We start from the raw sequence: 14,120 nt of genomic DNA on the forward strand, positions 1-14,120 counted from the left end.
AACCAAGCATGTCTGCCGTATTCAAAAAAATCATTCGCGAGCACAAACTTTCCGCCCACCTGACCCCGGTGTTCACCCTCGCGCCCGAACTGGAGCTTGTATGCACGCGCGTTGCTGAGTTCGTCGGTGAGCACTTCATCGGGAAGGCGGAGCCGCTCGTCAAGGAGATGTTCGTGGACGGCCTGGCTGCGTTCAAGCGCGTGCGCAAAACCGGCGATCCCCATGTCGCCTTCATGCAAGGCCTGTTCGGGTCCGCCCATATGCTGTACGCACGGCGCTTTGTCGTGCGTGAAGGCGAGCGGTGCCACGTCTGGTCGCCGATGTTCGAGCCGGTGACGGCGTTCGAGTCGCGCCACAAGCAAGTGCCGGAAATGGTCGACGAGCGTTGCCCGGAAAACATCAGCCAGCGATCGGCGGCGTTCCAGCTCGCGGCACGCGCGCTGACGGGGGAAACCTTCCGACTGTACTTCGAGGAATACGATGTCGCTCACGCATATTCTGATTCGGACGCTGACGCGGGTCGATGACCACACCGTGCATCGCGCGATAACGACTGCAGCCGCACAGGACGATCCGGCTGCACGACCGCCGCTGGAGTTCCAGCAGGGCCGTAACGCGATGGCGTACGCACTGGCCATGTTCATCGATCGCCAGCCGGCGCGATTCTATGTCGGCCTTGCCGGCTTGATCATCCTGCCGATCTATCTCATCGGCGGCCTCGTGGGAGAGCTGTATGGCCGGTAGCCGCTTTGTCGGTCACATTAAGATGTGGTTCTTCTTTGTGCCGCTGCTCTCGGTTGCGCTGATGCCGGCGCTGCCGGACCCGTCGTTGTTCGCGATCCCGGATGCCGAAGCGGAATCGGTTGCGGCCAGCCTTGGAGAAGCGCGAACCGCGGATGCTGTCGACGCGACGAATCGTACGTTCAAGCGCTACTTCGTCGAGACGGGGCTGGTACATGCCTCCATGGAGTCCACGAACGATTCGCAGATCGAGGACGGTGGGGTGGCGAACTTCGCCAGTCGGTGGGTCCACAATTTCTGGCGGTTGGTATACCGGATGGTCTATCGGCTCACCGTGATGAAGTACTGGCTGCTCGGCGCGCTCATGTTTGGCATCGCGATGTTCATCGACGGGACGGTCCGGCGCAAGGTTAGGGCCGCGGCGGCCGGCTACGTCAGTCCGCTGTCATTCCATCTCGCCGGTCATGGGATCTTGCTGGTATTCGGTGTGACTTTCACGGTGTTGATCGCGCCGGTGCCGCTCCTTGCACCGTACTGGCTGGCGATCGCGGGATGTCTCGGCGCGTTGCTCTGGAAAGCGGCATCTTCATACCAGTAGCCCGGGAAAGCCCCAGCTTTTCGTATAGCTTTCTGCCGAAAGGCCCACAACCGGTTGCGCGCCGCGCACCGGGAAAAGGCAGACGAAATACCTGACGATTTGCACCGAACTGGGCGGCCCGGCCGCGCCACAATAATTCATTGGTCTACGGTCCTCAGAAAGCTCGACTCCCCGTAGAGCTTTCAGCCTGGCCCCCTCCTTGTGAGGGGGCTTTTTTTCATCCAGCGTTTCGCGGCGGCCGCGAAAGCCGCGCGAAATCGTTCACGTTTTGGACGTCCGTCGCAGCATAGGCCCGCAAGAATAGACGCAAGCCGCACGTGCGGTTAGTCAACCAGAAAGGATCCACATGAGCACGATCAACGAAGAAGCGCACGTCGGCACCGATACCGCGGACGTGGCACCTGGCCACGTGGCCGTACTACCGCCGGCGGGCGACGGAGAATCAGCAGTCGAGGGTAGCCTGGTTGAGGGTGACACCCGGCAGACGACTGACGGCGCGGACGATGGTGAAGTCGAGCGGGAACTCGACGAGATGGAGAATTCGGCCAACGTGTTGCAGCGCGAAGGGCTGATCAGCAGCGATGAAGCGAAGCTCAAGCTCGAAGAGGTGGCGCGCACCCGCACGCTGTTCCGCGACCTGTCGCCCGCAGAGCGCGCGCGAATCATCCAGCGCCGTCGCGAGATCGGTCGCGAGCTGATGAACAAGCAACTGTCGGGCGCCGCGGTCGTGACCGCGCGGGTCACGATGAAACACACGCGCCTTCGGCCGCTGTTCGAGCAGTGGTGGCCGTACCTGAACCGGATGACGATCAACATGCAGCGATTCGGTCGCGCGACGTACGGCGCGAACGAGCAGGGGATCGTCAGCACGTGGTTCGAGAAGCAGCTCGACCAGCTCGAAGCCTATGTGAACGAACAGCTCGACGTCGCGCAGGGATTCCGCGTGAAGACCGAAACGGAAATGCGCGATCGCGGCGAGACAGTCTTCGCGCCGACCGTGACGAAACCGTCGCTCGATATCGAAGTGGAGGCATATTCGCGGTTCTCGATGCGCCTGCTCTCCGTGATCCTGAAGTTCGACCAGGTGATGGATCACTTCGATTTCCTCGTCTGGAACGGGATTCGTGACCAGTCCGACGTCGACGACGAGACCGCGCGCTTCCTGCGCAAGTTCCACCCGGTCGGCCTGCGCGGCTACACGACCCACCTGAAGCTGATGAACACCGTTCGCGGTAACTGATCGGGAAGACCGGTGCCATGCTCGACGAGTTGAATCCCCAACAGCGCGAGGTGGCACTTCTGCGCCGCCACTGCCTCGCGATCGCGTGCCCGGGCGCGGGCAAGACCAAGATGAGCGCGACGAAGGCCGCGTTCTTGCTGCAGGACCCGACGGCGATGGTCGGCGCCGTCACCTTCAGCAAGGATGCGGCCGTCGAACTTCGCGAGCGCATTCTCGCGCTGGCGCCGCAGGATGCGAAACGCCGGCTGATCGCCGGCACTTTCCACTCGCTCGCGTACAAGCAGCTGCAACGGCCCGGCCGGGGGCGGCCGGACATCGCATCGGAAGGCGATCGCCTCGGGATGCTTGGGCGCGTGCTTGCCGAGCTCGGGTACGACTGGAAGGTCGAAGAGGCTGTGCCGATCATCGAGCGGATCAAGACGAACTTCGGTCGAGCTGATGAGGGTTCGGCCGAGGCCACGCTCTACGCTGCCTACCAAGACGCGCTCGAACGCAACGGCAAGATCGACTTCCAGGACATGTTGCGCCTCGCCGTCGAGCGGATGCAGAGCGAGGACATCAAGCCGTATCGGTTCACCGATCTGCTCGTCGACGAGTTCCAGGATACGGACCCGCTGCAGTTCCGGTGGGTCGAGCTGCACGCTCGCGCGGGCACGCACGTCACGGTCGTGGGCGACGACGACCAGAGCATATACGGGTTCCGGGCCGCACTCGGCTTTCGTGGCATGGAGAGCTTCGCGAGCACGTTCGAGGCCCAACGCGTGGTGCTTGGGAGCAACTATCGATGCCGCGCGGAGATCCTGGCGGCGGCGGACCGGGTGATTCAGAACAACGTCAACCGCATGCCGAAGGTCCTCCATGCAGACCGCGGCGCCGGCGGCGTGGTCACGGCACGACGGTTCGACGATGAGTATGGCGACGCGGTGGCCGCCGTCGAGGCGCTCCAACCGAGACTCGCTGCCGGCGCAAGCTGCGCGATCCTCGCGCGAACGAACCGGATCCTCGATCCGATCGAGGCAGTGTGCCGATCACACGGGGTGTCGTACTACCGCGCGTCGGGCGGGTCCGTGCTCAACAAGCCGCAGGCCGCGCTGATGTGCAATTTGCTGCAGGTGGTCGAAGGCCACAAGCAGAACGGCATCGACGCCGTCCTGGGCTACATGGGCATGAGCTCCTACGACCTCGGTGCGTTGCACAAGCGCATGGGCGCCGCCTTTGTCCAGATGCAAAAACAGGAACTCGTAGGCCTCGGGCTGCGCGAGGACACCGCGACCGCGTACCGGGCGTTCATGAAGCGATTGGGTGAGTGGCAGGCGCTCTGCCAGCGATCGTTCCACTCGCTCGCGTTGGAGGGCGTCTACGAATGGATGATGACGTACGCCAAGGGCGACGTCGCGATTCGGGCGATCCAATGCATCTACGACGTGGTGAGCCGCCTGAACGGTTCGTTTACGGAGCGTATCGAGTTCCTGAAGCGCGACAACAACAAGCCTGGCGACGGCGTGCTGGTGCTGACGACGATGCACAGCTCGAAGGGACTCGAGTACGACTACGTGTGGATCAGCCGATCGGAGGAGGGCGTGGTGCCCGATGAAAAGAGTCCGGAATCGGAGGAGCGGCGCCTTTTCTACGTCGCGATGACGCGCGCTCGCGATAGCCTGACCATCTCGTCGATCAAGAAGAACCCCGTCTCGCGCTTTGTGATTGAGTCCGGGATCGAACAGAATTCGGCCGCATGAGGCGGCCGGACTGGGGCGACTTCAGAAATGTCACTCGCCCTTGTTTACCGATACGAGAATACGGCACGGAATCGCGGGTGTCGGCCGGGAGGGAGGTGCGTCGGCCGCGGTCGTGATGTGGCTACGAAACTCCTACCTTCTCACGTCTCGAGCGCCGGATCCGAACCGCCACAGCGAACGCGCAGCGATTGAGGTAAAGGGTTGTCACGAAACCGATTTGAAGCACCAGGGACGCCAGCACGAGATCGATAACCACTCCATAGATATAGAGCAATGCCCAGTCGATGAAATTGAATTGCTCGAAACTGATCGGGAAAAACGACCATTGTCCGGCCCATACGCCGGTGACGGCTCGAACGCAGAAGTACGCGGCGGTCCGTATGACCCAGACGATCTGCGAGCTTGCGTCGTCTTGGAAGAGGCGCACCAGACTCCAGAGTATGTATCCCGTGAAGAGGAGCATCGGAATCGCCCAGACACATGCAACAACGAAGTCAGTAACGCGATGAAGGCGGCGGAGGGTAATCATTGAGCGGCACCATTGGATACAAGGCGCTCCGGTGTAGTCTCGCGTTCGGCGGCCGCATTCTCGATCACGAGTTCACGTGATACGCGACGGAGTTGCCCATTGAGTGCGGCGTGCTGGCCGAGCCGGATCGTGCCGCAATAGAACACGTTCCCAAGCACACGGCCGTTGATTTCGAGCATGTCGCGAGCGTGGACGTCGCCCTCCACGAGCCCATCGATCCGGACGATTTCGCCTTGTACCTTGCCCTTGACGATACCGCCGGCCCCGACGTGCAGCAGGCCCTCGGTGGAAATGATGTCGCCATTCGCGAGGGCGAATACGCTCAGGCCGTGGTCGAGGATCATGTTGCCTTCGACGACCAGGCCGGGCATGAGGACCGTCACGTTGTTCGGTTTCGCTTTCATGGTGTGCCTCTTTCAGAAGAGTGGAACGTCGCCGGTCTTGGCGGGTGTCGAAGATTTCGGGGAGTGCTCGGTCTTCGTGGCTTCGTTACGCGGTGTGGATGCTGTCGCCTCGGTGGTAGCCGGCTCCTGGCGCGGCCGAGCGGGTGCACGATGGACCCTGCGCGGCGCGGGTTTCGGCTGCTCAGCCGGCTGCGCCGTGGGCGGTGCCTCGACGGGTGCTGACGTCGCTGCGGGCGGTGTCGGCGGGGGCGTTTGAACGGTTGTGACCTGTCGCTGGCTTGCGGCCGGATTCGAGGCCGCGCGCGCGGCTCGGATCGGCGACGTGGCGGCCCTTTCCAAATCGGCCACGGGCGCAGCGGCGCTAGCCGATGGCGCCGATCCGTCAGCGTCCCCGGTCCGCAGCGCTTGCACGTCGACGCGGGGCCGGTCGGCCGGCATGCCGGCGGTCGGCTCGGTAAAGTCCGCACTGGTGAGCGGCCGTTGGGAGCCGCGCGTCGTCGAGGCCGCTGAGGGCGCCGGCGGAGTGACCGGAGTTTGTGTGGTCGACCGCTCAACGTGTACGACCGCCTGCGGCGGATGGAGCGCGTGCCAGAGCCTCGCCGCGCTGACGCCCGTGAGTCCCGCCCCCGCTGCGACGGCAAGGACGATCGCGGCCGGCCGGCCGAGTTTTCGACCGGTAGAAGAGAGTCGAGCGGTGACGCGCTCGCGCGTCGATTCCTGTCGGTCAGGAGCAGGGAGCGCCCGGACGTGGCTGTTGATGTCGATGACGATCGGTTGCGACGAGTATTGGGCATGTAGCGCCTGGATCTCTCGAATGTCCAAGATTTCCTCCGTGGATGATCGGCATACCGCGACAGTGTCAGAAGGCGCGGCAGGCTCAAGACGAGCTTATTCACCGGATTCCAATGTCAAGCCGGTGGGGCGTGCTGCGGGTGCTGTCGCGTCAGTCGCGCGCAGTGCCGTCGGCGTCGTATCGGTCGTTGTCCGGGATGCACACGGTTCGCACGTGCAGGATCCGGCCTTCGGCGTTCTTGAGGATGTTGGCCCGGTCCTGCGGCGTGATCTTTTCCGCGAGCTGGGCCTCCATCGACGCCACGAACAGGCGGTCGTACTGGGTAAGGCACCTGACCAGCAGGCCGGCCAGCGGCCGCGTCACCTTCAATTCGATCTGTTCGTACGGGAAAGTGAGCGCGCGCGCGTTATGCCGTTCGACCCACGCGGTGGCTTTCCGCATCCAGTCGGCGGTTTCCCGCAGGGTGGTCTGGACGGCCAGTACCTTGCCGCCGCGGGCAACGGCGATCTTGGCCGCGCAGAAGTTGTAGTCGCTGCGAATGAACGTGCGTGCGAAGACAGAGCTGTAGTGCAGGATCGTGACCGCGTCGGAGTCCGGCACGATCTTGTCGATACGGCTGTCGCTCGTCAGGCGCTGGATTGGCTTCAATCCGGTCGACGTGGCGAGGCGCACCGGCGGCTCGTCGGTGGGCGTGGTGTTTTGCGTGGGCGTGTCAGGTTGCCCGCGCCCTTCGTGCGGTGGTTCGAGAACGGCAGACATGATTTTTTCGGGTGGTCTCTCTCATCGATGATTCTGAGCGAGGCACTCGATGTGCGTACCGGCAAAAGCGAGCCTGTTTTCGTGAGCTTTTCGGGGATTGCGGGCGGAGATATTCGCGATACTGACTCTACTTCTCGCGTCCCTGACGCATCGACCTTGACTTCGCTGGCCGAAGTCCATCTTTTGTACAAGCCGTGCCTATGGGCATGCTCCGACTGGTTGGCAACCAGTGTGGAATTCTTTTCTGATGAGCGCCTCGCCCGTGCTCCCCATTTCAGTCATAAAACTCGTTGCCGGCCGCAGTCATTTGCGCCGCGACGTCGTTCGACCCCGGACATCGGGTGTCTCTCTCCAGGCCTCTGTCTGGGTAGAACGACTGTAGTCGACTGAGCCGTGAACCTGCGTCGGAATGGCACTTCCGAAAATGGGCTGTAGCACAGCGTGACCATGCTGTGCGAGGACGACCTAACGTCCTCTCTATGAGCCGACCGGCTCCCTGAGCACCACGTCCCCGGAAGGGACGTGGTGCTTGGGTCATTTCACCGAATCCACGAAGCGCGTTCCTCTGCCGAGGAACGCGCTTTTTTTTCGTCTTTTTTCTGTCCCGGAGGTGCGTGTGCTTCCCAATCGTCTCAATTCCCGGATTGCCGACGTGATCAGTCAAACGATCGCCGAGGAAAGGTCGACCACCGACACGACGACACCCGCCTGGCGGGAGCGTTGCGAAGTGGCCCAGGTCGCGATGTTCACCGACTCCGACCGCCGGATTTTTCTGTCCAGTATCGCCCACCGCCGCGGAGAGGCGGCCGCCAACGCGCTCGAGCAATCGGCGGACGCGTTGCGAACCCAGGCGATCTTCCAACTTGCGAGGAAACCTTCATGAATGCAGTTGTCAGTTTGATCGGCGGCCCCGTACGGAGCGTCGTCGAAGAGCGGGCGATGCGCCCGCCCGTGATCGGGAAGATCCGGCCCGGCATCAAGGTCCTGACCTCGGCCGCTCGGGGCAATCCGGATGCGGTTGCGCTGTACGAGGAGATGGTGGCCGCCGGCGACTCGTTCGAGACGATCGGCAAAGCGATCGAGTCCCGTTGTCGGCTCAAGCATGCGCTGGCGCCGCGCAACACCGATTTCTTCACGTGCCGCCGCTCGGACTTCAACAATCCGGACGTCGCCGACGAGATTCTCCGGCTCTACGGTGAGGATCGAGGGCAGGGCATCCGGCTCTACCGCTTCCCCGTGCTATTCGCCTTCAACGACTGGATGCAAAACATCCCGAATGAGATGGCGGCGTGGGGCTCGAGCGGTCGGAAGTACTTCTCGCAGTACGGTCCCGATGGTCTGCGCTACTGCAAGACGTATGCGAAGGTAGAGCGCGATCCGCGGGCGCAGCGTGCGGCTCGCCATTTCGGCGGCCGCGACGTGATTTTCCGGCAGGATGATGCGATTCCCGATGGCATCTGCAACCCCGAGCAATGCCCGCAGTACCAAAGCAGGCAATGCAACCTCGGTGCCCAGTTCATCTTCGCCATTCCCGATATCAAGGGACTGGGTTTGATTGAACTCCCGACGAACTCGATCTACGTCCTGCAGAAAGCATACGCGGCGATGAAGACGGTCCAGCTGGCTCGCGGCAAGCTGACGGGCACGAAGTTCTGGATCTCGAAGCGGGAATTCGACATCACGCGTATCAACGAGGCGGGAGACGCGGTGCGTCAGATGCAGATGCTGACCGTGCTCGATGCGGATATCGACATCGGTGCACTGCTCGACGGTGCCGAGGACGCCACGGCAGCGATCGAAGGCGCCGGGCGCCCCACACTGCCCGACTCTGGCAGCACGGTGATTCAGCTTCACCCGTCGGAGGGAGAAAGTCCCGCCATACGTGCTGATCAGGCTGTAGCCGGCGACGGTCCACCCGAATCGATGGACGAAAAGCGCCATCGCATGCAGGACCTGCTGCAGCGCCTTCGCTTCGTTGAGGAGGATCAGCGCAAGGCCTTTCGCATCTACGGCCACTTCCGATTCGGACGCGGCTGGGTGGAAAGGCCAACCGACGTCGACAAGATGATCGCGAGGCTGACGACGGCGCTGGAGGACCCGACTTCACTTCAAAGTGAAATCGGCGCCGCGGTCGAGTCGTTCCACGGCACGTAAATGACACCCCTTTCGCCGGCCCTTCGGGGCCGGTGTCCTTTTCTACAGCGCGATCCGGAGAGCCCTTCAGCAAAGCCATTTGCTCAAATGCTTTCGACCGCGTGCCTCACGCATCGAAATCGTCCGCGCAAGCGGCCATCTCTTGACCTATCCCTCTGGAGGATCCCATGCGCCGGATCGACAACATCACGGCGTTTTTCGGCGCCGCCGACGTGTTCAGCAATTGGCACCCGTGCAGCTTCACGTTCCACGAAGTCACCTTCAACTGTGTCGAACAATTCATGATGTACGCGAAGGCCATGCTGTTCGATGACCACGCAACAGCGGACGCAATCCTGTCGTCGACATCGCCACGCGAGCAGAAGCGGCTTGGCCGTTCGGTACGCGGTTTCGACGAGGCTCGTTGGATTACGGCGCGCGAGAAGATCATGTTCGTCGGCTGTCGTGAGAAGTTTCGACAAAACGAGGCTCGCGAACGCGCTGCGCGCGACCGGGACGTCGGTCCTGGTCGAGGCGAGCCCGTATGACCGGATCTGGGGCGTAGGGCTCGGCGAACAGGATCCCCGCATCGCTGATCCGTCCGCCTGGCAGGGGTTGAACCTGCTCGGCAAGGCGCTCATGCACGTGCGGGACGCGCTTTCTCGGTCGTAACTTTCCTTTTTGCGCCGCATGCCGGCGCGGACCTATCTCTGGCTACCTGCGGGTGGCCTTTTCTTTTTCTGGAGGCGTTGATGAAGATCGCGCATTTTTCTGACCTGCATTACGCGCCTGAACACCTCGACGAGGCGGACCGGTGCTTCTCGCATGCGGTAGGTGACGCGATAGCGCGCGAGGCCCAGGTGGCGGTGATCAGCGGTGATTCGACCGACCATCGGCTCGACGCCCATGCGCCGGCGCTGAACTCACTCGCGACTCAGGTGCACCGACTTGCGCAAGCGATGCCGGTGCTGATGCTGCAGGGCACGTTCTCGCACGAGCCGCCCGGGACTCTCGACAACTTCGCGCTGATGGGCGCGCGGTATCCGGTGGCCATTGCGGACCGCGTCTGTCAGGTTGCTCTCTACAATGGAAACTTCTGGTTCTCTCGTGGGCCGGTCTTCGACGAGGACGAAGTGCAACACCATCTGTATAGCGAGCCCGAAGCGGTCTTTACCTGTCTTCCGACGATGAACAAAGCAGAGCTGGCGCTGCGCGTCGGGTCGCTGGCGGCGTCGACAGATCTCGCGGATACCCTCGCGGGGTTCCTCGCTGCTGCCGGCCGGATCAATGCGGCATTTCGAACGGCAGGCGTCCCGACGATCGGAGTGTCGCACGGCACGGTGAACGGTTGTCAGACGGAACACGGTGTCACGATGGCAGGATTCGACCACGAATTCAGCCTGAGTGCGCTGTTTGGTGCGGAGTGCTCGGCGTTCATGCTGGGTCACATCCACAAATACCAGACGTGGGAGCGCGAGGGCCGCCTCGTGGGGTATCCGGGTTCGATCGGACGTTTCCACTACGGCGAGCTCGGCAACAAGGGTTACCTTTCGTGGGAAGTCTCGGCGACCGATGCCCATGCGGCGCTGGTTCCGACGCCATCTCGTGAAATGGTCTCTGTTGCTTTTGACGGGCCGCCTGATACGAACGAGCTGGAAGCACTCGCGGCCGCATCCGCGGGGAAGTTCGTGCGTATCCGCTGGCAGATCGACGAAGAGCATAAGCAGCTGGTCGACCGCAAGGCGATCGAAGCGATGTTCTCGACGGCCGCCGGCGTGAAGCTCGAGCCGCGCGTGCTTCCTGTCATGCGTAGCCGGGCAGAAGGGATCAGCACGGCGCCGACGGTCGACGCGAAGTTAACCCGATGGTGTGAGCTGGCCGACGTCGATGCTGTCCCGCTGGTTGATCGGCTGCAGCTGCTCGAGGCCGGCGAACCCGACGCGATCGCGCAAGCGATCCTGGCGCGTTTAGCCAGTGCTGATGAGCCCGCTGGAGGTCAGTCCGGCACGCCCATCGTCGAGCCGGCTTTGTCGCTGGCCACAATGGCGACTATCTCGCCGGTCGCTGACGATCCATCCTGGGTCAGCGACGATCTGTTTGCGGCGTAGCTTTGCACATGGACGGTTTGCATTCCGTCACTTTCGAACACTAGCCGTGTTCCGATAGCCCGTGTGGCTATCGAAACGAGGTTCACCCCGCGCCCGTTGGCGCATCGAACGCAGCATCGCTGCATCCATTTTCTTTCTACCCTGACGGGGCGTGTTCCCCGTCAGGGGTGCACTCCGTCTTCATTCCGGAGTGTGCTCATGTTTGGTCTCTATCCTGCCGGCGTCCGTTGGGCGCAAACCTATACCGCGTCTACTGACGCCAAGTCGTTGCAGAAGCGTCTCGTCGACCATGGCGGGTGCACTGCAGCTCTCTTTCATCAACCGTTCGGTGCTCAGCGCGGCGCAGTCATCGCGCAACGCGACGGCCTGTTCGTCCTGACCCATGTGATCGAAGCCGACCAGGCTGAAATCGTGGTCACGCCGGGCGTCGAGCTGCAGAACCTGCTCTGGTCGTTCGACTCGGGCTACTCGGGTCAGTGGTCGGGGCGCGAGCTGCAGATCCTCACGGGTTGTCCCGATTGGGACGCGGTGCTCAAGCAGACGTCTGACGCGTTCCGTCGCCTCTGTGGGACGGTGCAGGCTGCCGTCGATGGCACGTTGGGTAAGCCGGCTTCCCGGCCCGAGCCGACGCTGGCGATCGACGACGATGACGTGCCGTTCCTGCCTGACGACTATCTGCAGCCCATCACGCTTGCGGAGATCCAGTCATGCGACCTCTGAAATTGTTACTCGAAGGGTTCCATGGCGTACGGGACGGGATGAAACGCGAAAGCGTCGAACTCGCCCTGGAGTCACTGCCCAACGGACTGATCGCGTTGACGGGGCCGAACGGCGCCGGCAAGACGACGATCATGGACAACCTCCATCCGTACCGGATCATGCCGTCGCGCGCGTCGAAGCTCTCGGTCGATGCGTTCTCGTACTGGGATCACATCTGCGGGGTGCAGGCGCGCAAGGAGTTCGAATGGGAGCACGATGGCTTGCGCTATCGGTCGACCTTCACGTTCCGCAAGCCCGGCAAGACCGGCAAGGCGGACTACTTCCTGTTCTATCGCTCGACCGATGGCGAGTGGCGGCCGGTATCGCTGCCGGATGGCACCGTGTCGGATGGCAAGGGCGAAACCTACGATCGATGTGTTGACGCGATTTGCGGTTCGCTCGAGTCGTTCTTCACGAGCGTGTTTTCGGCGCAGAACCGCCGGCCGCTCGCGTCGTACGGAGCGAGCGAGATCAAGGCGTTGCTCGCTGAGCTGTTGAAGATCGATCACCTCCGTGCGTTGTCGACCAAGGCTGCAGAGGTCGCGAAGGTGTTGGCCCGGCAACTCGGTGTGGTGCAGCAGGATCTCACCGCATTTTCTGGAAAGCGTGAGCGGGTCGATCAGACGCGCAATGCGATCGCGATGGACGCTTCGGCGGTCGCAACCGCGCGCGAGCAGCGTACGGCAGCCCAGGCAGACATCGCAACGCTGACGCAACAGCACGCCGTGCTGGTTGCCAAGCAAGGCGAGAACGCAGGGGCGGCGGCGCGACTCGGGGAACTGGGTGCGCGTCGCAACGAGCTGCGGACTTCGCTTGATGTCTTGGAGCGTGACGGGCAGGCGGAGCAGCAACGGTTGCTGCAGCGCGCGACGACGATTCGTAACACGATCGCCGGCCATGCAGCCGTTGTTCGGCAGCGTGAGTCCATTCTTGGCGCCGCGGCGGATCGCGACGATGCACAGCTTCGGCTCGGCAAGGCCGAAGCACTGATCGAACCTTTGCAGCGCGCGATCGACGAGCTCGACGCGACGCGACTGCGGGCGGCAACGGTCGGATCGACGCTTTCCAGCCTGCAATCGGAGGGCACGACCAAGGCCGACCTGATCAAGACCCTGACCGAGCAATCGGCGGTCATCGGTTCGGTGCCGTGTGCGGGGATGGACATTCACGTGACGTGCCCGTTGCTCGCGCAAGCGAGGAGTGCGGCACAGCAGGTGGACGTCCAGACCATCTCGTTGAATGACCTTCGGACCCGGTACCGCGGCCATAAGGCGGAACTGGATCAACTGGCGCCGGCTGTTGAGGCGTTGTCTGCGAAGCGCGCCGAACTGCAGCGCGTCAATTCGGAAATCGCGGCGGCCCGGCAGGCGCTGCAACGTGCAACCGAACTTGCCGCCCGAAAGCCGCTGCTCGATGCAGCTGAAACCGGGATGCAACAGGGCCAGGCGGAACTTGCGTCGCTCGAAGTTGAGCGAGGCGAGGCGTCGAAGCGTCGGGAGACCGAGACGGCGCGGATAAACGGCTTGTTGCGGGAGGTCGAGGCGGAGGTGTCGCGTCTGGCTTCTGTCGATGTCGCGCAAGCGATTGCGGATGTCGATCGCCAGTTGGCCGCTCGACGCGAGGCCTGCACGGGGCTGGATGCCAGGATCGAAGCATTGATCAGGAGTCAGGCTACGGGAGAAACGACGCTGGTGACGCTCGAGCGCGAGCTTGAGGGCTTCTCAGCGACGCAGGCACTCGCCGAGCGCATCTCGGACGAGATCGCGAAGTGGAAGCTGTTGGCGAAAGGGCTGGGCAATGACGGCGTGATCGCGCTGACGATCGACGACGCGGGCCCGGCGCTGACGCAGACGGTGAACGACCTGCTGCTTGCGTGCTACGGCACGCGGTTCACGGTCGAGATCCAGACGCAGCGTACGTTGGCCAACGGTGACACGCGCGAGGGATTTGAAATCCTCGTGCACGACGCCGAGAGCGACAGCAGCAAAGCGGTCGGCGTGATGTCCGGTGGTCAGAAGGTGTGGATCAACGAATGCCTGACACGCGGCGTCGCCCTGTATATCGCGGGTAACGCGGGACAACCGTACGAGACGCTCTTTAGCGACGAGTCGGACGGTCCGCTTGATCCCGATCGCAAGGTGCAGTTCATGCGTATGAAGCGCGAGGTGCTGCGTCAGGGCGGGTATGCGCGAGAGTTTTTCATCTCGCAAACGCCCGACCTGATTGCGGAGGCCGATGCGGTCATCGACGTGGCCGCACTCGCGAGGTAGTGCAGCACACATTTCTAACCCTGGTGGGGACCGTTCCCCACAGGGGC

General features: G+C 62.9%; 13 protein-coding genes and 1 pseudogene. 11 read left to right on the forward strand and 3 right to left on the reverse strand.

Annotated features, from left to right (window positions below; translation table 11 throughout):
• Positions 1-8 precede the first annotated feature (8 nt).
• The 5 genes from DCN14_RS35790 (at position 9) to DCN14_RS35810 (ending at position 4,318) form a co-directional block, all read left to right on the forward strand.
• On the forward strand, positions 9-527 hold the full coding sequence (locus tag DCN14_RS35790) for a hypothetical protein (protein WP_096506475.1): 519 nt from the start codon (positions 9-11) through the stop codon (positions 525-527).
• Positions 481-744 carry a hypothetical protein gene (locus DCN14_RS35795; RefSeq protein ID WP_096506500.1) on the forward strand — a complete coding sequence of 88 codons (264 nt, stop codon included), beginning with the start codon at positions 481-483 and terminating at the stop codon, positions 742-744. The genes DCN14_RS35790 and DCN14_RS35795 overlap by 47 nt, the downstream gene beginning before the upstream one ends.
• Positions 734-1,339: a DUF4400 domain-containing protein gene (locus DCN14_RS35800; protein WP_096506476.1), complete on the forward strand. Its 606-nt coding sequence runs from the start codon at positions 734-736 to the stop codon at positions 1,337-1,339. Before DCN14_RS35795 ends, DCN14_RS35800 begins: the two co-directional genes overlap by 11 nt.
• Before the next feature lie 346 nt (positions 1,340-1,685).
• Positions 1,686-2,579 carry an ATPase gene (locus tag DCN14_RS35805; RefSeq protein WP_096506477.1) on the forward strand — a complete coding sequence of 298 codons (894 nt, stop codon included), beginning with the start codon at positions 1,686-1,688 and terminating at the stop codon, positions 2,577-2,579.
• A gap of 17 nt (positions 2,580-2,596) precedes the next feature.
• A complete protein-coding gene (locus DCN14_RS35810) occupies positions 2,597-4,318 on the forward strand; it encodes an ATP-dependent helicase (protein WP_096506478.1) in 1,722 nt (573 codons plus the stop codon).
• 121 nt (positions 4,319-4,439) lie between these two features.
• On the opposite strand, the gene DCN14_RS35815 is transcribed toward DCN14_RS35810, so the two are convergent.
• The 3 genes from DCN14_RS35815 to DCN14_RS35830 all read right to left on the reverse strand — a co-directional run bounded on the left by DCN14_RS35815 (position 4,440) and on the right by DCN14_RS35830 (position 6,803).
• On the reverse strand, positions 4,440-4,847 hold the full coding sequence (locus DCN14_RS35815; RefSeq protein ID WP_096506479.1) for a hypothetical protein: 408 nt from the start codon (positions 4,845-4,847) through the stop codon (positions 4,440-4,442).
• Positions 4,844-5,251 (reverse strand): polymer-forming cytoskeletal protein, encoded by a 408-nt coding sequence (locus DCN14_RS35820; RefSeq protein WP_096506480.1) that lies wholly within the window; start codon positions 5,249-5,251, stop codon positions 4,844-4,846. Before DCN14_RS35820 ends, DCN14_RS35815 begins: the two co-directional genes overlap by 4 nt.
• A 943-nt stretch (positions 5,252-6,194) precedes the next feature.
• On the reverse strand, positions 6,195-6,803 hold the full coding sequence (locus DCN14_RS35830; protein WP_096506482.1) for an AcaB family transcriptional regulator: 609 nt from the start codon (positions 6,801-6,803) through the stop codon (positions 6,195-6,197).
• Positions 6,804-7,419: 616 nt separating this feature from the next.
• Between DCN14_RS35830 and DCN14_RS35835 the strand changes: the two genes are divergently transcribed.
• From DCN14_RS35835 to DCN14_RS35860, 6 genes and pseudogenes are all read left to right on the forward strand, one after another.
• Positions 7,420-7,686: a hypothetical protein gene (locus tag DCN14_RS35835; RefSeq protein WP_059448600.1), complete on the forward strand. Its 267-nt coding sequence runs from the start codon at positions 7,420-7,422 to the stop codon at positions 7,684-7,686.
• Positions 7,683-8,957 (forward strand): hypothetical protein, encoded by a 1,275-nt coding sequence (locus DCN14_RS35840; protein ID WP_096506483.1) that lies wholly within the window; start codon positions 7,683-7,685, stop codon positions 8,955-8,957. Before DCN14_RS35835 ends, DCN14_RS35840 begins: the two co-directional genes overlap by 4 nt.
• Before the next feature lie 167 nt (positions 8,958-9,124).
• Positions 9,125-9,608 (forward strand): annotated as a pseudogene (locus tag DCN14_RS35845) (NADAR family protein).
• Between the two features lie 80 nt (positions 9,609-9,688).
• Positions 9,689-11,044, forward strand: coding sequence for a metallophosphatase family protein (locus DCN14_RS35850; RefSeq protein WP_096506484.1), 1,356 nt, complete (start codon positions 9,689-9,691; stop codon positions 11,042-11,044).
• 198 nt (positions 11,045-11,242) lie between these two features.
• Positions 11,243-11,764: a hypothetical protein gene (locus tag DCN14_RS35855; protein ID WP_096506485.1), complete on the forward strand. Its 522-nt coding sequence runs from the start codon at positions 11,243-11,245 to the stop codon at positions 11,762-11,764.
• Positions 11,752-14,073 (forward strand): nuclease SbcCD subunit C, encoded by a 2,322-nt coding sequence (locus DCN14_RS35860; RefSeq protein ID WP_096506486.1) that lies wholly within the window; start codon positions 11,752-11,754, stop codon positions 14,071-14,073. The genes DCN14_RS35855 and DCN14_RS35860 overlap by 13 nt, the downstream gene beginning before the upstream one ends.
• The last annotated feature ends 47 nt before the right edge of the window (positions 14,074-14,120 follow it).

Origin of the sequence: Burkholderia sp. IDO3 (assembly GCF_003366075.1) — a bacterium.
Lineage (GTDB): Bacteria > Pseudomonadota > Gammaproteobacteria > Burkholderiales > Burkholderiaceae > Burkholderia > Burkholderia anthina.